This window comes from Devosia sp. A16, assembly GCF_001402915.1.
Lineage (GTDB): Bacteria > Pseudomonadota > Alphaproteobacteria > Rhizobiales > Devosiaceae > Devosia_A.
This window is the reverse complement of the sequence record NZ_CP012945.1, coordinates 4,675,408-4,692,538: the sequence shown is the minus strand read 5'-3', so window position 1 is coordinate 4,692,538 and position 17,131 is coordinate 4,675,408. Positions and strand designations below refer to the sequence as shown.

General features: G+C 66.0%; 14 protein-coding genes. 3 read left to right on the top strand and 11 right to left on the bottom strand.

The features are described 5' to 3' along the window. Positions 1 to 15: 15 nt before the first annotated feature. Entirely contained in the window at positions 16 to 1,308 is a 1,293-nt protein-coding gene (locus APS40_RS22620) for a citrate synthase (RefSeq protein WP_055049193.1), read from the bottom strand. A 158-nt stretch (positions 1,309 to 1,466) separates the two neighbouring features. Beyond that, positions 1,467 to 2,882, bottom strand: a complete 1,416-nt coding sequence (gltX, locus tag APS40_RS22615; protein WP_055049192.1) for a glutamate--tRNA ligase — start codon at positions 2,880 to 2,882, stop codon at positions 1,467 to 1,469. A gap of 295 nt (positions 2,883 to 3,177) precedes the next feature. Here gltX and APS40_RS22610 point away from each other — a divergent pair, with 295 nt between their 5' ends. After that, positions 3,178 to 5,154, top strand: coding sequence for a ComEC/Rec2 family competence protein (locus APS40_RS22610; RefSeq protein ID WP_197279389.1), 1,977 nt, complete (start codon positions 3,178 to 3,180; stop codon positions 5,152 to 5,154). On the opposite strand, the gene APS40_RS22605 is transcribed toward APS40_RS22610, so the two are convergent. From APS40_RS22605 to APS40_RS22565, 9 genes are all read right to left on the bottom strand, one after another. Then, positions 5,123 to 7,081: a beta-galactosidase gene (locus tag APS40_RS22605; RefSeq protein ID WP_055049190.1), complete on the bottom strand. Its 1,959-nt coding sequence runs from the start codon at positions 7,079 to 7,081 to the stop codon at positions 5,123 to 5,125. The genes APS40_RS22610 and APS40_RS22605 overlap by 32 nt on opposite strands. Before the next feature lie 7 nt (positions 7,082 to 7,088). Beyond that, positions 7,089 to 7,961: an SMP-30/gluconolactonase/LRE family protein gene (locus tag APS40_RS22600; RefSeq protein ID WP_055049189.1), complete on the bottom strand. Its 873-nt coding sequence runs from the start codon at positions 7,959 to 7,961 to the stop codon at positions 7,089 to 7,091. After that, the gene (locus APS40_RS22595) at positions 7,958 to 8,569 is read right to left on the bottom strand and encodes a 2-dehydro-3-deoxy-6-phosphogalactonate aldolase (protein ID WP_082434606.1); all 612 of its coding nucleotides are present in this window, start codon (positions 8,567 to 8,569) and stop codon (positions 7,958 to 7,960) included. Before APS40_RS22595 ends, APS40_RS22600 begins: the two co-directional genes overlap by 4 nt. 4 nt (positions 8,570 to 8,573) lie before the next feature. Next, positions 8,574 to 9,479, bottom strand: a complete 906-nt coding sequence (locus tag APS40_RS22590) for a 2-dehydro-3-deoxygalactonokinase (RefSeq protein ID WP_197279388.1) — start codon at positions 9,477 to 9,479, stop codon at positions 8,574 to 8,576. A gap of 292 nt (positions 9,480 to 9,771) precedes the next feature. Continuing rightward, a complete protein-coding gene (gene lexA / locus APS40_RS22585) occupies positions 9,772 to 10,494 on the bottom strand; it encodes a transcriptional repressor LexA (protein ID WP_055049186.1) in 723 nt (240 codons plus the stop codon). Between the two features lie 178 nt (positions 10,495 to 10,672). Further along, positions 10,673 to 11,830, bottom strand: coding sequence for an MFS transporter (locus APS40_RS22580; protein WP_055049185.1), 1,158 nt, complete (start codon positions 11,828 to 11,830; stop codon positions 10,673 to 10,675). 23 nt (positions 11,831 to 11,853) lie between these two features. Further along, positions 11,854 to 12,612 carry a DeoR/GlpR family DNA-binding transcription regulator gene (locus tag APS40_RS22575; RefSeq protein WP_055049184.1) on the bottom strand — a complete coding sequence of 253 codons (759 nt, stop codon included), beginning with the start codon at positions 12,610 to 12,612 and terminating at the stop codon, positions 11,854 to 11,856. A 112-nt stretch (positions 12,613 to 12,724) separates the two neighbouring features. Further along, positions 12,725 to 14,089: a sensor histidine kinase gene (locus tag APS40_RS22570; RefSeq protein WP_055049183.1), complete on the bottom strand. Its 1,365-nt coding sequence runs from the start codon at positions 14,087 to 14,089 to the stop codon at positions 12,725 to 12,727. Further along, positions 14,089 to 14,760 carry a response regulator transcription factor gene (locus APS40_RS22565; protein WP_055049182.1) on the bottom strand — a complete coding sequence of 224 codons (672 nt, stop codon included), beginning with the start codon at positions 14,758 to 14,760 and terminating at the stop codon, positions 14,089 to 14,091. Before APS40_RS22565 ends, APS40_RS22570 begins: the two co-directional genes overlap by 1 nt. A gap of 150 nt (positions 14,761 to 14,910) precedes the next feature. Between APS40_RS22565 and APS40_RS22560 the strand changes: the two genes are divergently transcribed. Together APS40_RS22560 and APS40_RS22555 are read left to right on the top strand one after the other, a co-directional pair. After that, positions 14,911 to 15,918 (top strand): ABC transporter substrate-binding protein, encoded by a 1,008-nt coding sequence (locus tag APS40_RS22560; RefSeq protein ID WP_442855879.1) that lies wholly within the window; start codon positions 14,911 to 14,913, stop codon positions 15,916 to 15,918. 255 nt (positions 15,919 to 16,173) lie between these two features. Continuing rightward, the gene (locus APS40_RS22555) at positions 16,174 to 17,124 is read left to right on the top strand and encodes a Bug family tripartite tricarboxylate transporter substrate binding protein (RefSeq protein ID WP_055049180.1); all 951 of its coding nucleotides are present in this window, start codon (positions 16,174 to 16,176) and stop codon (positions 17,122 to 17,124) included. Positions 17,125 to 17,131 lie beyond the last annotated feature (7 nt).

Genomic DNA, 17,131 nt, shown 5'->3' with positions numbered 1-17,131 from the left:
TGAAGACGCTCCAGGTCAACGGCTGCTGATCGGCTCGTAGTCCCGCACCGGCGAGCCGTTGTAGAGCTGGCGCGGACGGCCGATCTTCTTCTGCGGATCGGCGATCATTTCCTTCCACTGAGCGATCCAGCCGACGGTGCGGCTGAGTGCGAAGATGGCGGTGAACATCGAGGTCGGGAAGCCGATCGCATCGAGGATGATGCCCGAGTAGAAGTCGACGTTGGGGTAGAGCTTGCGATCGATGAAGTACTGATCGGAGAGCGCGATCTTCTCGAGCTCCTTGGCCACCTGCAGGGTTGGGGACAGGTTGTCGGCTCCGAGCTGGGCCAGCACGTCGTTGGCGGCCTGCTGCATTACCTTGGCGCGCGGATCGTAGTTCTTGTAGACGCGGTGGCCAAAGCCCATCAGGCGGAAGCCCGAGTTCTTGTCCTTGGCCTTGGCGATGAACTCGGGGATGCGATCGACGGTGCCGATCTGCTTGAGCATGTTGAGCGCCGCCTCGTTGGCGCCGCCATGGGCGGGGCCCCAGAGGCAGGCGACGCCGGCCGCGATACAAGCGAACGGGTTGGCATCGGACGAGCCGGCGAGCCGCACGGTCGAGGTCGAGGCGTTCTGCTCGTGATCGGCATGGAGCGTGAAGATCAGGTCCATGGCGCGCGCCACGACCGGGTTCACCACATAGTCCTCAGCCGGAACCGAGAAGCACATGCGCAGGAAGTTCGAGGCGTAGTCGAGGTCGTTGCGAGGGTACACGAAGGGCTGGCCGACCGAGTATTTGTAGGCCATGGCGACGATCGTCGGGATCTTGGCGATCATGCGGATCGAGGCGATCTCACGCTGCTCGGGATCGTTGATGTCGATCGAGTCGTGATAGAACGCAGCCATCGCACCGACCACGCCGCAGACGATGGCCATCGGGTGCGCATCGCGACGGAAGCCGCGATAGAAATAGTGCATCTGCTCGTGCACCATGGTGTGGCGGGTGACGCGCTGCTCGAAATCGGCCATCTGCGCCTTGTTGGGCAACTCGCCGTAGAGCAGCAGGTAGCAGACCTCGAGATAGTTCGACTTTTCGGCCAGCTGCTCGATCGGATAGCCCCGATACATCAGCTCGCCCTTGTCGCCGTCGATATAAGTAATGGCGCTGTCGGTCGCCGCCGTCGAGGTGAAGCCCGGGTCATAAGTGAACATGCCGGTCTTGGCGTAGAGTGAGCGGATGTCGATGACATCCGGCCCAACCGAGCCCGAAAGCACCGGGAACTCGAAAGTCTGGTCCCCGATGGTGAGTTTGGCGACGGTATCGCTCATCTTCGCACTCCTTGATGGCCTTCTATGGGCCCGCGGAAGGTGGGAGCGGGCAGGCCGTATGGTCGTTTAGAGGCAGGTTCGGTTGGCGTAGCTCATATACCCCACCTCTGCAACAGGTGGGTGAACAACGCTGACCTAATCACTTTTCCCAATATGCATCAGCCGGCCTGATCACCCAGCCGGGCCAGGGTTTCGTCGCGTCCGATCAGCACCATGACCTCGAAGATCCCGGGTGAGACGGTGCGGCCGGTCAGCGCGGCGCGCAGCGGTTGCGCGACCTTGCCGAGCTTCAGGCCACGGGCTTCGGCGAAGGCGCGGGCGGCGGCGTCGATGGCTTCCACCGACCAGTCGTTGAGGCCCTTCAGGATATCGGCAAAGGCCCCTACATTGGCACGGGCATCGGGGGTCAACTGGTCCGAGGCGGCCTGGTCGATGGCGAGCGGACGAACGGCGTAGATGAACTGCGCCAGGTCGATCAGTTCGAGCACCGTCTTGGCGCGCGGCTGCAACTCGGGCAGGGCGGCGAGCACGGTGTCCTTGTTGGCCGCGAGGCCGTCCATATCGAAGACGCGGTTGAGCTCGGTCGCCGTCTCCAGCATCACGTCATAGAGCCGCTGCGGGGCGGCCTGGCGGATGTAGTGACCGTTGATGTTCTCGAGCTTGACGAAGTCGAAGCGCGCCGCGCCCTTGTTGAGCGCCTCGAGGGTGAACCACTCGACCATCTGCGCGGTCGAGAACAGCTCCTCATCGCCATGGCTCCAGCCGAGGCGGGCCAGGTAGTTGCGCAGCGCCTCGGGAAGATACCCCATCTGGCGATAGGCCTCGACGCCGAGGGCCCCGTGACGCTTGCTGAGCTTGGCGCCGTCGGGTCCATGGATCAGCGGGATGTGCGACATCTCCGGCACCGACCAGCCCATGCCATTGTAGATGACGATCTGCCGGGCAGCGTTGGTCAGGTGATCGTCGCCACGAATGATATGGGTGACGCCCATGTCGTGGTCATCGACCACCACGGCCAGCATATAGGTCGGAGTACCGTCCGAGCGCAGGATGATGAAGTCGTCGAGGTTCTCGGCCTTGAACACCACCTCGCCCTGGACGTGATCCTCCACCCGGATCTCACCCGATTGCGGCGCCTTGATGCGGATCACCGGGGCGACGCCGGCCGGAGCCTCGGATGGGTCGCGGTCGCGCCAGTAGCCGTTGTACCGCGGCGGCAAGCCATTGGCGCGTGCTGTCTCACGCATCTCGGCCAGTTCCTCGGGCGAGCAGTAGCAATAGTAGGCCTGGCCGCGTGCCAACAGCTCATTGGCGACCTCGGCGTGGCGAGCGGCGCGGGAGAATTGCATGAACGGCTCGCCGTCCCAATCCAGCCCCAGCCACTTCAGCCCATCGAAGATCGCCTTCACGGCGCCTTCGGTCGAACGTTCGCGATCGGTGTCCTCGATGCGCAACAGCATCTTGCCGCCGGTGTGACGGGCAAAGGCCCAGTTGAACAGGGCGGTTCGGGCCCCACCGATGTGCAGGTAGCCGGTGGGCGAGGGGGCGAAGCGGGTAACGACTGGGGTAGCCATGGGTCGGTGAAACATCCCGGAGAATTGGCGTTTGGCGGTGTGTAAGCACCCCGGGGCCGAAGCGCAAGCGCAGCAGTTGGCATGGCTGTCGCGCCCGGCTAGCATCTCCGTGTGATCGAGCGGAGCGGGGGCTCGGCGGATGACCGTGACAACAGGGGAGCGGGTAGCCGACCAACTGGTTCCGGCACGGGCCGCGCCGGTATCGCCGGCCGCTCCGCCACCGGCTCTGCGTCCTCGGCTGACCCGCTGGCAAGCTTTTCGCGACAGCATGACGGATGCCCTCGAGCAGAGGCGCTTGTTCCTGCTCTGGCCCTATGCCGCGATCCGGGGGCTGATCGTTTCGCTGGCAGCGCCGGAGGATCCGCAGCTCCTGTTGCTTGGTCTGGTCGGCGTGGCCATCGCCATCGGCCTGATCCTCGCCCGTGGCCACGTGGTCTTGTTTCGCGCTCTCACGCTCGCCGCCGCCTTCTGGGCAGGCTTCTCGCTCCTTTCCATCCACGCGGCACTATTTGGCACGGTGATGCTCGCCCGGCCGGCCTATGGCACCTACGAGATGCGGGTGGACGAGATCGTCTCCGAACTCGAGAGCGGAACGCGCGCCATCGTGTCCTCGATCACGCCGACCGGGACGTCACGCGCCGTACCGATGCGGCGGGCGCGGATCGTCATCGCGGATGGTCCATCGCTTGCTCCCGGTGACATCATTCGCGCCCCTGTGCGGTTCTATGCAGTGCCGGGCCCGGTCGTGCCGAATGGCTTCGACAGCCAGTTCCACGCCTTCTTCGACGGGGTCGGCGCCTATGGCAATGCGACCGGAGCAGTCGAACGCGTGGCGACCGGGACTTCGGCGCCTGAACGGCTGATCGACGGCATCCGGCGCGGCATCGGCGCACGCATCGATGCCGACCTCAAGCAGCCGACGGCCGGGATCGCCCGCGCCCTGATCACCGGTGATCAGAGCGCCGTCGCCGACGAAGCCCGCGAGACCATGGCCGCGGCCGGGCTGGCGCACGTGCTTTCGGTTTCGGGTCTGCATCTGACGATCGTCGCCGGGCTGGTGCTGGTGACGCTGCGCGGCGGGCTGGCCCTGGTGGGCGGCATTCACCGCTTCGTCTCGGTGAAGCGGGTAGCGGCGGCAGGGGCGATCGTTGCTGCGCTGGCCTACTTCGCCATCTCGGGAGGCAATGTCGCAGCGCTCCGTTCGACCATCATGCTGGTGCTGGTGCTCGGAGCTGTGGTGTTCGGGCGACGGGCTCTCACCATGCGCAACGTCGCCATTGCCGCACTCATCGTCATCGCCACCGATCCAGCGAGCGTCTTCAGGCCCAGCTTCCAACTGTCCTTCGCCGCCGTAGTGGCGCTGATTGGCGCCTGGGAACTGATGTCGCCGCCAGACGGCAAGGACAAGTCGCTGCTGGCGTGCGCCGGGGGCTATCTCTGGGGCATCGTGTTGACCAGCCTCATCGCCGGCGCCGCGACGGTGCTGTTCTCGGTCTACCACTTCCAGCAGACCTCCCCGCTCGGCGTCGTGGGCAACCTGTTCACCCTGCCATTGGTCGGTTTCGTGATGATGCCTTCTGCCGTGCTGGCCACACTGGCCATGCCGTTTGGCTGGGAGGCCCCGTTCCTCGCGGTCATGGGGTGGTCGATCGATCGCATGCTTGATCTGGGCGGGCTGGTTGCTGGCTGGAGCTCGGGCTTTGATGCGAGCCCGCTGCTTGCGCCCGTCGCACTACTGTTCGGGCTCGTGGCGCTTGCCTGGTTTACCTTCATTGCCACGTGGCACCGGTTGATCGCACCAGTGCTGCTGGTCCCGGTGGTCTGGTTGTTCGCGCTCGACCATCCGCCCGATGTTCTCATTGCCGACACCACGCAGGCGGTGGCGCTCAGAGGAGAGGCGGGGCTCGAGCTCGCCGCCGGCAAGTCCGACAGTTTCGCCGTCGACGTGTGGCGCGAAACCTATGGCGAGCCTATCGTGCCGGGCTCATTGCTGAGGTGCGATAGCGTCGGGTGCTTCGGAACTAGCAGCCGCGGGTTCACTGTGGCGATCGTGCGAGATCCCTCAGGCTTCTATGAGGATTGCGGCTTGGCCGATCTGCTGATCGCTCGCCGACCCGTCCCGGCCAACTGCGGCGCCGGCACCGTGATCGATGCGGACAGCCTGGTCCGCGGCGGCGTGCAGTGGCTGCGCTGGGATACGGCGCGGGCCGGTTTCGAGATCCGCCCCGCCATTCCTGCTGTTAGTCGGCCGTGGCGAGCAGTGCAACCGTAACGCCCGCGGCCTCGATCTGGGCGCCTCCCAGCACGTAGCCTTTCTCGTCCGGCGCGGCGTTCAGGTTTGCCGCGGTATCGCCGTAGTTGAAGTAGACCCGCCATTTGCCCCTGGTACGGCAGCGCACCCCCGCCGGCAGGGTCAGCGTCGGGACGGCAGCCTCGGTCAGGAGGTGGTCGACGACCCGCTGCATCAGCGCACGATCGCCACTGGCCGCCAGGTAGTGGAGCTTTCCCTGCGCCACCAGCACCGGGAAATCCTCTTCGTCTTCGAAGACGACCTCGGCTCTGGTGTCGAGGCGCTCGCGCCAATGGCCGACGGCGCCGCCACCCTTGACCGAAACCGTACGGCGCGGATCGGTGCTGTCCACCCGCGCCACTTTCGCATCGAGCAGGTTCTGCGGCAGATCGGGGCCGAGGCCAGCCGGAATTGAGAAGTTGTCGGTCTTCGAACCAGAGCGCGGCCCGATCAGCAGGTGGCCGTCGAAGTTCTCGATGGCGGTACGGAGCGCATCGTTCCAGGCGAACAGCGCCGGGATCACCACCACGTCGTAGCCGGAAAAATCGGTGGTCGACGGCGGGAGGATGTCGACATCGACGCCGCGCTTGCGCAGCGGCACATAGACGTTGCGCACGTGCTGGTGGTGCGAAAACCCCTTGGCCTGCGGCTGGATCCGCCACGCCCACTCGCTCTGGTAGTCGTAGACAATGGCGACGCGCCCCTTGTTGGCGGCGCCATCGATGCCAAGGCGCTTCAGTTCCTCGGCAACCTGTTTGGCCTCATGATACGCCGGCGCCGGCTGGCTGTCGGGGCGCAAGAGGCCCGCATGCATCTGCTCCTGCGCGAAGGGTGCCTGCCGCCAGCGGAAGTAGGATACGACTTCCGCGCCGTGGGCGAACGCCTCCCAGGCCCATAGCCGCGCCATGCCGGGCAGCGGATCGGGATTGTACTCGGCCCAGTTCACCGGACCGGGCTGTTGTTCCATGATCCACCAGCGACCATGGCCGACGGCGCGGTAGATGTCGTGCTGCAGGCCCTGCGCATCCGGCTCGCCCTGCCGGAAGTAGGCGGCCTTCACTTCGTCGGGTTCATTGGAAACCGCGAGGTGACCGATCGGGTAGGAGTCCCAGCTCGCCACATCCAGCGTTTCGGCCACTTCATAGTGGTCGAACTCAGTAAAGCGGCCCATGAAATTGTGGATCACCGGCAGGTCGGGGCGGGCGGCCTTCATCACCTCGTACTGCACGGCGTTGAAGGCCGCGACCTGAGCCGAGGAATAGCGACGGAAATCGAGGCAGGCAGTCGGCGCCGCCTCCGTGACGGTGAGGTTGGGCGGATCGATCTGCTCGAAATCGTTGTAGTCCATCGACCAGAACACGTTGCCCCAGGCGAGGTTCAGCGCATCGATGTCGCCATACCGGGCCTGGAGCCATTTGCGGAAACCGACTGCGGCGGCCTTCGAATAGGAGTGCACGGTATCGTGGCAACCATATTCGTTGTCGGTTTGCCAGCCGGCGAGCGCCGGATGCTGGCCGACCTTCTCGACCAGCAGACGGGTGATGCGGGCGCATTCCTCGCGATAGCCCAGATGCGAGAAATCATAGTGCCGGCGAGAGCCGAAGCCGCGTGGCCGGCCGTCGCGGTCGACGGCCAGCATGTCCGGGTGCTTGTCGATCATCCAGCGCGGAGGCGTCGCCGTCGGCGTGCCGACGATCACCTTGAGCCCATGGCGGCCGAGCACGTCCATCGCGGCGACCAACCAGTCGAAGTTCAGCTCGCCGGGCCGCGGTTCGAGCTTCGACCAGGCGAACTCACCGATGCGGACATACTGGATGCCGACCTCGGTTATGCGGCGCGCATCGTCTTCCCACCATTCGACGGGCCAGTGTTCAGGGTAGTAGCAGACGCCGACAGCAGGAAAGGACACGTGCGACTCAGAGCTTGAGGAAGGGTTCGGCAATGCCGGGAACGTCGAGCGCCACGGCGAAGACGCTGCCGGCATGCGGTTCGCGTTCAAGCTGCTCAGCCGTCATGTGTTCGCGCGCAGTGGTGATGTAGAGGGTCTTGAGGTCGCGACCGCCGAAGGCCGGACAGCTCACCTGGCTGACGCCCGGCACCTCGACGACCCGGTCCAGTTTGCCGTCGGGCGAAATCCGGATCACCTTGCCGCCGCCCCAACGGGCGTTCCACAGGTACCCCTCGGAATCGACCACAGAGCCATCGGCGCCACCCGGCCCCTCCATGGTGAAGAAGTCTTCCCATGGGCCGGTCGGCAGACCGGTCGCCGGATCGGTGGTGCATTTGACGATCATCTTGCCGGAATCGGTGAAGTAGGCGGTCCGGCCATCGGGCGAAAAGCAGATCGAGTTCGGGATCCGGATGTTCTCGATCACTTTGGTCGTCTGCCCGGCGCGGTACTGGTAAACGCCGCCGACGCCGGCCTCGGCCTTCCGCCCCATGGTGCCGATCCAGAACCCGCCGCTGCGGTCGACGCGGCTGTCATTGGTGCGGTTGGTCGGCACGTCACCCTCGATCTCGGCGATCACCGACGTGCTGTCGGTGGCGAAATCGTAGCGGAGCAGGGCGCCTGACTGGGCGACGGCGAGGCTGGCCTTGTCGATCACCGCGGCGGCGCTCACCGTGTCCTTGAAGGTGATGCGGTCGACGATATGGCCATCCGTTCCGGCGCCCAACATGGTCTGGTTGAGGATGTCGAACCAGAACAGGCGCTCGAGCAGCGGGTGCCAGAACGGGCCTTCGCCCAATTCGCAACGGCTATCGACAAAGAGTTCGGCCTGCTGGTTCATTGTGGCTTTCCCTGATCATAGGCGGCGACGGCGGTGCGGGCGCGCAACGCGACGTCGGCGGCAGACATGCCGGGCTTGAAAATGTAGGTGCCCAGCCCGAAGCCGGCGCAGCCGGCGGCGAAATATTCCGAGAAGTTGTCCGGGTTGGCGCCCCCCACTGCGTAGAGCGGGATGGCGGGCGGCAGCACCGCCTTCATCGCCTTGATGCCCTTGGGCCCGAGCACTTCGGCCGGAAAGAACTTGAGGCCCGTGGCGCCCGAACGGATGGCGGTGAAGGCATCGGTCGGGGTGAACACGCCCGGATAGGAGCCCAGCCCCCGCTCGATGCTGGCGGCGATAACCGCGGGATTGGTGTCAGGCGAGACGATGAAGCGGCCGCCGGCGTCGGCGACCTCATCCACCTCGAAGCGGGCAAGGACGGTCCCGGCGCCAATCTGCGCGGTGCCCTCGAACGCCTTGGCGGCATCGCCGATCGAGCGCAGCGGCTCTGGCGAATTGAGCGGCACCTCGATCATGGTGATCCCGGCATCGATCAGCGCGGTGCAGACCGGCAGCATCTCGGCGGGCGTGATGCCGCGCAGGATTGCAATGATATGGCGGTGGTTCATGTCCTTACCCCTGTCTCGCGGTCCTGAGCCCGGCCAGTGTCGCATCCGTCGCGTCGACGATCCGCGTTCTGGCGCCGAGCCGATTGAATGCAACCTGGTACAGTCCGCACAAGCCGACGCTGCCGACCAACGGGATCTCGGCCTCCCCGATCCAGTCGCGCTGGCCGCCGATCTCGGCGCCGATCAGCAGGCCGGAGAGGAAGCCGGCGCACCATGGGGCGCTGCGGCCAGAGAGGAGCGAACCGGCGCGCACTTTGATCAGGGTGGCGGTCAACCGTTCGGGCCGTTCGAGCCCTTGGTCGAGGCCGGCCTCGAAGCCGCGCTCACGATCTTCGCCCTCGAGTTCGCCACCGAGCGAATGGCGCAGCACCGAGTGGGTGCGCAGCAGCTCGAAGATTTCGCCGGTCATGGCACTCGAAAAGCGCTGCAACCTGGTGCCGGAGAGCAGGGCCCACTTGCTATGGGTACCGGGCATCACGGCCAGGCCGGAAAACCCTGGTATCAGCGACGACAACCCGAGCAACTGGGTCTCTTCGCCGCGCATCACGTCTTCGGCGCCGACATCGCGCAGGCACACACCGGGAAGAATGCGGGGGCTGAGCACGCCGGGCATATCGGGCGCTACAGCACCCTGGGCGAGGCGGTCGAGATCGGCCGGGGCGTCGAGATAGGGCGCCTCGATCCAGCCCTGGCGCGCGCCGGCCATGCCGCAGATCAGCACATCCTCGACATCGTCCGCGACGCCGCTGAGCAGCGAGGTGAGCACATCGGGATACTGCTCGCGGCTGAGGCGGCTCATGCCATCCGGCGACGAGCGCGCGAAGGCGATCTCGCCGGCGGCATCGATGCCCCATGCGCGCAGATTGGAGGTGCCCCAATCAACGGCGACCCATTCGACTTGTGCAGCCAAAACCTTCTCCCTGGCGCTCGCAAGTTTGCCGCGCACCGCCATGCCGCTAGAGCGCGATCGGGAAGGTTGTCCACTCTCCTGGTACGATCGCGGCAGCCATTTGCGTGGCGGCGCCGCCCGAGGACGCTTGTGGTCTCCCGTGGCGGCGCGGACCGTACCGTCTTTGCCGGGCCGACCCTAGTGCAATAATCGGCCGGCGCGTTCGGTTTCGTAAGAAAGGCGCATCGCCTCAAAAGAAAAAGGGCCGGCAGACTGCCGACCCAGGGACCCAGTTGGCGGTGGGGTCAGTAAGTCAGTACTTGCGCAGCAGGCCGACGAGCCGGCCCTGCACCTTCACCCGATCGGGCGGGAAGATACGCGTCTCGTAAGCCGGGTTGGCCGCTTCGAGGGCTACCGAGTTGCCGCGGCGACGGAGACGCTTCAGCGTCGCTTCCTCGTCATCGACCAAGGCAACCACGATCTCGCCGGTCGAGGCCGCGTCCTGCTTCTTGATCAGCACGGTGTCGCCGTCAAAGATGCCGGCGTCGATCATCGAGTCACCGCGCACTTCGAGGGCGTAGTGTTCGCCAGGCCCAAGCATCTCGGGCGGCACCATGATGGTGTGGCTGTGGGTCTGGATCGCCTCGATCGGCGTACCCGCCGCGATCCGGCCCATTACCGGGATGGTCACGGCGCGATAGGAGTCGGCATTGACCACGGGAGCCGATGGACGCGGCGGCGGCGCTGCCACCTTGCCGAGATTGCCTTCGATGACCGCGGGCTCGAAGCGCGCCTTGCGGCCTCCCAGCGACGGGTTCATCGAATCCGGCAGCTTGATCACTTCGAGCGCCCGGGCGCGATTGGGCAGCCGCCGGATGAAGCCACGCTCCTCGAGCGCAGTGATCAGCCGATGGATGCCGGATTTGCTCCGCAGGTCGAGCGCATCCTTCATCTCGTCGAACGAGGGCGGAATGCCGGACTCTTTCATCCGCTCGTGGATGAACATCAGCAGTTCGTGTTGCTTGCGCGTCAGCATGGCGGCTCCGTGAGCAGAATCGGAACAAAGACTGAACGTGTTATACGTGTTCCAGTTATGTTCTGCAATCACGGGGTGAATATTGCGTTACGACCGCGCAGATTTCCCGGGACGGACGGCCGTCGCGAGACTGGGGACCAAGCAAGAGAGCGCCGGCAAGCGGGTGGAAGTCATGCCGTTACCTCGCCACCCGGAAGCTTGCCGCCACTGCCAGCATGGCCGCCGAGAGCAGTACGAAGGCGAAGGGCAGGGTGGTCGCATGGGCTACCAGCCCGATCAGCGCCGGGCCGGCGAGCAGGCCCAGATAGCCCAGCGTGCTGACCGCGGTGATCGCGAGGCCCGGCGACATGTCCTTGGTGCGCCCGGCCGCCGAGAACAGCACCGGCACCAGGTTGGAGGCGCCAACGCCCACGAGGAAGTAGCCGACAAGGCCGGCATGGGCCGAGGGCACCAGCAGAACCACGGCAAAGCCCAGGGCTCCGATCAGCCCGCCCAACAGGATGACGCGCCGCTCGCCAAGGAGCAGACGGATGCGATCGCCGGCGAGCCGACCGCCGGTCATCGCCACCGCGAAGGCGGCGTAGCCAAGGCCGGCAAGACCGATATCGGCGTCGCGAACCGAGGTGAGGAACACCGCGCTCCAGTCGAGCACCGAACCTTCGGCGAGGAAGGTCAGCAGGCAGAGGACGCCGAGCAGCAGCACGCCGCCCTTCGGCATGACGAACAGCGGCGACCTCTGCTGTCCGTTATCGCCGTAAGGCAGGAGCCCGCCGAACGACAGCGCCACAAGCAGCAGAGAGGCGAGGCCAACGACGATGGCGGCGAGCAGCGGCGACAGCCCTCCGAACGACAGCAAGGCACTCATCCCGCCAGCTCCGGCGATGCCGCCGAGGCTGAACAACCCGTGGAAGCCCGACATCATCGGTCGGCCGCTATCCCGCTCGACCATCACCGCCTGGATGTTCATCGCCACATCGACGGTGCCGAGGGACGCGCCGAAGATGGCGATGGCGGCGGCCATGGCGAACCAGTTGTCGGCAATGGCAAGAAACGGGAAGGCGCCGATCATGATCAGCGAGGCGACGGTGATGACGGCACGACACCCCCATCTGGCGGTCAAAATGCCGGTGATCGGCATGGCGAGGATCGAGCCGAGCCCGAGGCAGAGCAGAAGCAGACCGAGAGCGCCTTCGTCGAGGCCGAGGCGCAGCTTGGCCAGCGGCACCAGCGGCGCAAAGCCGGCCATGACGATGCCGACCACGAGGAAGATCACTCGGGTGGCGATCTGCTCGCGGCGCGCGGAGGGGAGGCGATCGGAAATGGGTGTGGCGGTCACAGCGGAGGTCCTCGGCGGCTCGGTCAGCGGGCGTGGTGAATGTTGGTGCCCTGGGCGGCGAACTCATCGAGGAGCGCCGCATCGGCGTCCGCCTCGACCACCAGGTGGGTCAGCGAGGCGGGCTTGGCCACCCGGAACGGGGCCGCGAGGCCCAGCTTGTCCGATGTCGCGGCAACGGCGACGGCGCGGCTTTGCATGACCATGGCGCGCTTGACCTCGGCCTCGACGGCATCGAGCGCCGAGACGCCGAACGTTACGTCGATGGCGCAACTGCCGAGGAAGACGAGATCGCCATAGATAGCCTCGACGGCCTCGACGGTGGCGTTGCCGCCAACGCTGCCGAGAGAGCCCTTGTAGATGCCGCCCAGCATGATGACGGTCGACTGCTCGTGGTCGGCCAGCGCTGCAGCGATGGCCGGGGCGTTGGTGACCACCGTCAGCTCGATGTGGCGGGGGATGGCGCGTGCGATGGCGTAATTGGTGCTGCCCGCGTCGATGAAGACGGTATGGCGCGGCTGCAATAGCTTCACTGCCTCGGCTGCCAGCCGGCTCTTGGCATCGGCATTCTTTTCGACGCGGGCCGCGATCGGTATCGCCGCCGGCGCGGGAGCCAGTGCGCCGCCATGGACGCGGCGGCAGTAGCCGGCCTTGGCGAGCTCACGCAGGTCGCGGCGAATCGTGTCCTCCGAAACGCCAAAGCGCACCGCAAGTTCGTTGGCCACTACGCGCCCATCGCTCACCAGCAGGGCGCGAATGATATCGTGGCGTTCGTCGGTCAGCATTCATGCGACTCCCTGCATGTTTGTGCACGATATTGCACGAACTCGCACGAGTGGCAATAATGTGCAATGCTCGGGCGCTGGCGCGGGCTGACCCCCAGCTGAAGCGCCACACCTAGCTCGCTCTCGGCAGCCGAAGTTGCACACGAAACCCACCTTCCGCCCGCGAAGACACCGCTAGCTCGCCCCCGAGCAGTTGGGCGATTTCCTCGACAATCGGCAGGCCCAACCCGGCACCAGGCTTGTCGCTGTCGCCGCGGCTGAAGCGCTTGCGCACCGCGGCGAGCTGTTCCGGTGCTACGCCCTTGCCGGTGTCGGCAATCTCGAGCAGCACGTCATCTGCCGCGACGACGCGAACCGTCGCCTCGGCCCCGAGACCGGCATATGCGATGGCATTCTCGATCAGGTTGCTCAGCAGCTCGCCGAGCAGCATGGGATCGCCGCGGACCAGGGCCGGGCCGTTGCCCTCGAAGCCAAGGTCGATTTCGGCCGCATGGGCGCGGACGACGTAGTCACCTGTGCGCTCGCGTGCAAGTTCGTGCAGATCGACGATCGGAAACTGCAGTCGGTCGGAGGCCGCTTCATCGATGCGGGCCAGCAGCAGCAGCTGGGCGAGGACGCGCTCGGCATGCACCACCGCGGCATCGGCAGTCTGCGCCGCATCGCGGGCGGCGGCCGGTGTCTCGGCACGCAGCGCCAGCGCCAGTTGCGTGCGGATGATGGCCAGCGGGGTGCGGAGCTGATGGCTGGCATTGCCGGTAAAATGCCTCAGCGCCTCGAGCGCTGCCGACAGTCGGGTCATGAACGAATTGATCGTATCGACGAGGCCCTGGACCTCGCGCGGCACTTCCTGCTCGATCGGACTGAGATCGTCGAGGGCCCGCCGCGAGATGGCGTCGCGCAGCCGGTAGAGCGGAGCGAGCGAGAACCCGACCGCCAGCCAGAGGATCACCGCGGCGGCGAGGATCAGCAGCGCCAGGCGGATGGCGGAGCGGACGAGCAGTGTCTGGGTCAGCTGGGTACGGGCAATAGTGGTTTCGGCCACCGTCACGGTGAACGGGATGGCGCTGACGCCGGAGGATGCCGCCCGTTTCAGCACGGCGACACGGATCGGCTCGCCGCGGAAACTGGCGTCGGAAAAGACGATGTCGGCCGTGGCGCGGTCGGAGGTGGGCAGCGTCTGGTAACCGGTGATGAAACCCTCGGGCCCATCGACGCGGTAGAAGACCCGGTCCTGCGCCGCAGAGGTCAGCATCTCGAGGGCCACATAGGGCACATCGACCTCGAGCGCGCCATCCTCGGTGACAATCACCCGCTCGGCGATAGCCAGCACGGAGCCGGCAAGCACCCGGTCGGAAAGCGAAGTGGCGGTGTCGCGGGCTTCGCGCCAGGTGTCGACTACCGCAAGCGTCGCGACGGCCAGCAGCGCCACCATCAGCCAGAGCAGCAGACGGCGCCGCAGCGAATAGGGCCGGGCCATCAGTCGACGATCCGATCGAGATAGTAGCCGAGCCCGCGCGCCACCCGCACCGTGAGGGCATAGGGCGCGAGCCGGCGGCGGAGCCGCGAAATGTACTGCTCCACGGCATTCTCGCTGAGATCGTCGTCGAAGGCGGCCAGCGATTCGATGATCGACTGCTTGGCCACCACCTTGCCGGCCCGATGCAGCAGGGTTTCGAGCACGCTCAATTCGCGTGCCGGCATGTCCAGCGTCTGACCGAAGGCGGAGAGGGTGCGCGATATCGTATCGAGTTCGATGCTGCCAAAAGCGATGGTGGCGTTGTGCTGCCCGGCCTGCCGGCGCAACAGCACGCGAATCCGCGCCTCCAGCTCGGACACTTCGAACGGTTTGGTCATGTAATCGTCGGCGCCGAGATCGAGACCACGCACGCGCTCATCGAGCGCGCCACGAGCGGTGAGGATCAGCACGGACGAGGTGTTGCGGCGCGCGCGAAGGCGGCGCAGCACATCCAGCCCATCCATCTCCGGAAGGCTGAGGTCGAGCACCACCAGATCGAACGTCTCGGTGGTCAGCACCGCGTCGGCCGAAACGCCGTCGTGCACCACGTCGACGGCATAGCCGGCGACCCGCAGCACGGCGGCAAGGCCATCGGCTAAGGTCCGGTTGTCTTCCACCACCAGGATGCGCATCACTTACCCCCCCAAGGCCACGGTAGTTTGAGTGCGGCGCATTGCCCATAGCCCTTGTGGAGCGGGCAGGGGAGCAGGCATGGTCCCGGCATGCTGCGTGTCGTTGCCCTACTGCTGCTTGTCGTCACCACCCCGACCCTCGCTCAGGGGATGAAGCTGTTTCCCGCGCTCGACGGGGCGGCAGATGCGCGGACGGTGACGGTTTATTCCTCGCTCGACGAGCCGCTGGCGCGCCCGATGATTGCCGCGTTCCAAGCCGCCAATCCCGATATCGCCGTGGCCTACGAAGACCTGCAGACCGTCGACATCTACGATCGTGTCGTCGCCGAAACCGACGCCGGTGGAGTCACCGCCGACTTCGCCTTCTCTTCATCGATGGACCTGCAGGTGAAACTGGCGAACGACGGCTACGCCCAGCAGAGCGAGGTGCCGCTGTCGGCGAACTGGCCACGCTGGGCCAACTGGCGCGACACCGCATATGCGCTGACCTACGAGCCAGCGGTGTTCATCTACCACAAGCCGAGCTTTGCCGGTTCCAAGCCTCCATCGACGCGAGCCGAACTGATCCACTACCTCGAGGCCAATGCCGACGCGATCCATGGGCGGATCGGGACCTACGACATCGAGCGCTCCGGCGTGGGCTTCATGTTCTTTTCGCGGGACCAGGAACAATACGCGGACCTGTGGACCCTGGTGGGCGCCATGGGCGCGGCGGGGGTAAAGCTCTACTCGACCACCTCGGCGATCGTCGATCGCGTGGCCGACGGCCGGTTCGTCTTCGGCTATAACATCCTCGGCTCCTATGCGGCAGAGGCCGCAGCGCGGAACCCGGATCTCGGCATCGTCCTGCCGGCCGACTACACCATCGTCACGTCCCGTATCGGGCTCGTGCCTAAGGCTTCCGCCAACCCCGACCTCGGGCGCCGTTACCTGGCGTTCTTCATGTCGGCCGAGGGGCAGACGATCATGGCGCAGCAGTTGCAGATCGCGGCGCTCAACCCCAGCGTCACCGGCGACAACACCGCCAACGCCATGCAGCAGGCACTCGGCAACCAACTCCGGCCCGTACCGGTCAGTCCGGGGTTGATGGTCTATCTCGACCAGGTGAAGCGGGCGCGGCTGATCCGCCGATGGAACGACGCGCTGAGCATCCAGTAGCCAGGATAGGCTGAAGTCCGCGTGCCCTTCCCTTGAGGCGGGGGGAGCGACGACAGGTTCACGACAGGTTGCTGTGCTCTGGTCGAGAGTGGACGAGGCGCAACGGCGCCCGGCCGAGGAGTCTGGGAGGACCCCGCAGTCTTGATCCGCGTGCCGCAACCTTGCGGCCACTCGTGATGTTTCATCGCGGGGCATTCCACCCAGGTTTGAATAATGACGGCCGGCAGTGCTCCGGCCGCAAATGGAGGACAAACAATGAAGCATCTCGTCGCGACTGCCCTGCTGGCGGGCGCCCTGGCGCTACCCGCCGCCGCTTCCGCCGCTGACTACTCGATCATGGCTCCGGCGGCGCCCGGCGGCGGCTGGGACCAGACTGCCCGCTCGATGCAGGGAGCGCTCACCGCCGAAGGCATTTCCGGCAACGTCCAGGTTACCAATGTGCCGGGCGCGGGCGGCACCATCGGCCTTGCCCAGTTCGTGCAGGAAGCCAATGGCGATCCGTCCAAGCTGATCGTCGGTGGCTATGTGATGGTCGGCGCCATCCTCACCAACAAGGCGCCGGTAACCCTCGATGCCGTGACACCGATTGCCCGGCTGACGGGCGAGTATGAAGTGATCGTCGTGCCCACCGCTTCTGACATCCAGGACCTCGCCGGCCTCGTCGCCAAGCTGAAGGCCGACCCCGGCTCGGTGTCGTGGGCCGGCGGCTCGGCCGGTGGCACCGATCACATCACGGCCGGCCTGTTCGCCAAGACCGTCGGGGTCGACCCCAAGGCGGTGAACTATGTCGCCTTCTCGGGCGGTGGTGAAGCGCTGGCGGCCGTGCTCGGCAGCCAGGTGACGGTGGGCATTTCCGGCTATGGCGAGTTCCAGTCGCAGGTCGAAGCCGGGGCGCTGCGCGTGATCGGCGTCTCGGCACCGGAAAAGGTGGCGATCATCAACGGGCCAACGTTCAAGGAAGGCGGCGTCGACCTCGTGGTGCAGAACTGGCGTGGCGTGTGGGCCGGCCCGGGTCTCAGCGCCGAACAGACCGCCGCCATCGGCGCCGACATCGAGAAGATGGTGAACTCGGCATCGTGGCAGAAGACGCTCGAGACCAAGGGCTGGAACAACACCTACCTGCCCGGCGAAGAGTTCAAGACCCAGTTGGCCACCGAGATCGCCTCTACCGAGGCAATTCTCAAGGACGTCGGTCTCGTGCAATGATCGAGCC

Bases quoted from the DNA above. Each gene is read 5' to 3' on its own strand.
- APS40_RS22620 (WP_055049193.1), bottom strand. From the start codon at position 1,308: ATGAGCGATACCGTCGCCAAACTCACCATCGGGGACCAGACTTTCGAG.
- gltX (WP_055049192.1), bottom strand. From the start codon at position 2,882: ATGGCTACCCCAGTCGTTACCCGCTTCGCCCCCTCGCCCACCGGCTAC.
- APS40_RS22600 (WP_055049189.1), bottom strand. From the start codon at position 7,961: ATGAACCAGCAGGCCGAACTCTTTGTCGATAGCCGTTGCGAATTGGGC.
- APS40_RS22595 (WP_082434606.1), bottom strand. From the start codon at position 8,569: ATGAACCACCGCCATATCATTGCAATCCTGCGCGGCATCACGCCCGCC.
- lexA (WP_055049186.1), bottom strand. From the start codon at position 10,494: ATGCTGACGCGCAAGCAACACGAACTGCTGATGTTCATCCACGAGCGG.
- APS40_RS22575 (WP_055049184.1), bottom strand. From the start codon at position 12,612: ATGCTGACCGACGAACGCCACGATATCATTCGCGCCCTGCTGGTGAGC.
- APS40_RS22570 (WP_055049183.1), bottom strand. From the start codon at position 14,089: ATGGCCCGGCCCTATTCGCTGCGGCGCCGTCTGCTGCTCTGGCTGATG.
- APS40_RS22565 (WP_055049182.1), bottom strand. From the start codon at position 14,760: ATGCGCATCCTGGTGGTGGAAGACAACCGGACCTTAGCCGATGGCCTT.
- APS40_RS22560 (WP_442855879.1), top strand. From the start codon at position 14,911: ATGAAGCTGTTTCCCGCGCTCGACGGGGCGGCAGATGCGCGGACGGTG.
- APS40_RS22555 (WP_055049180.1), top strand. From the start codon at position 16,174: ATGAAGCATCTCGTCGCGACTGCCCTGCTGGCGGGCGCCCTGGCGCTA.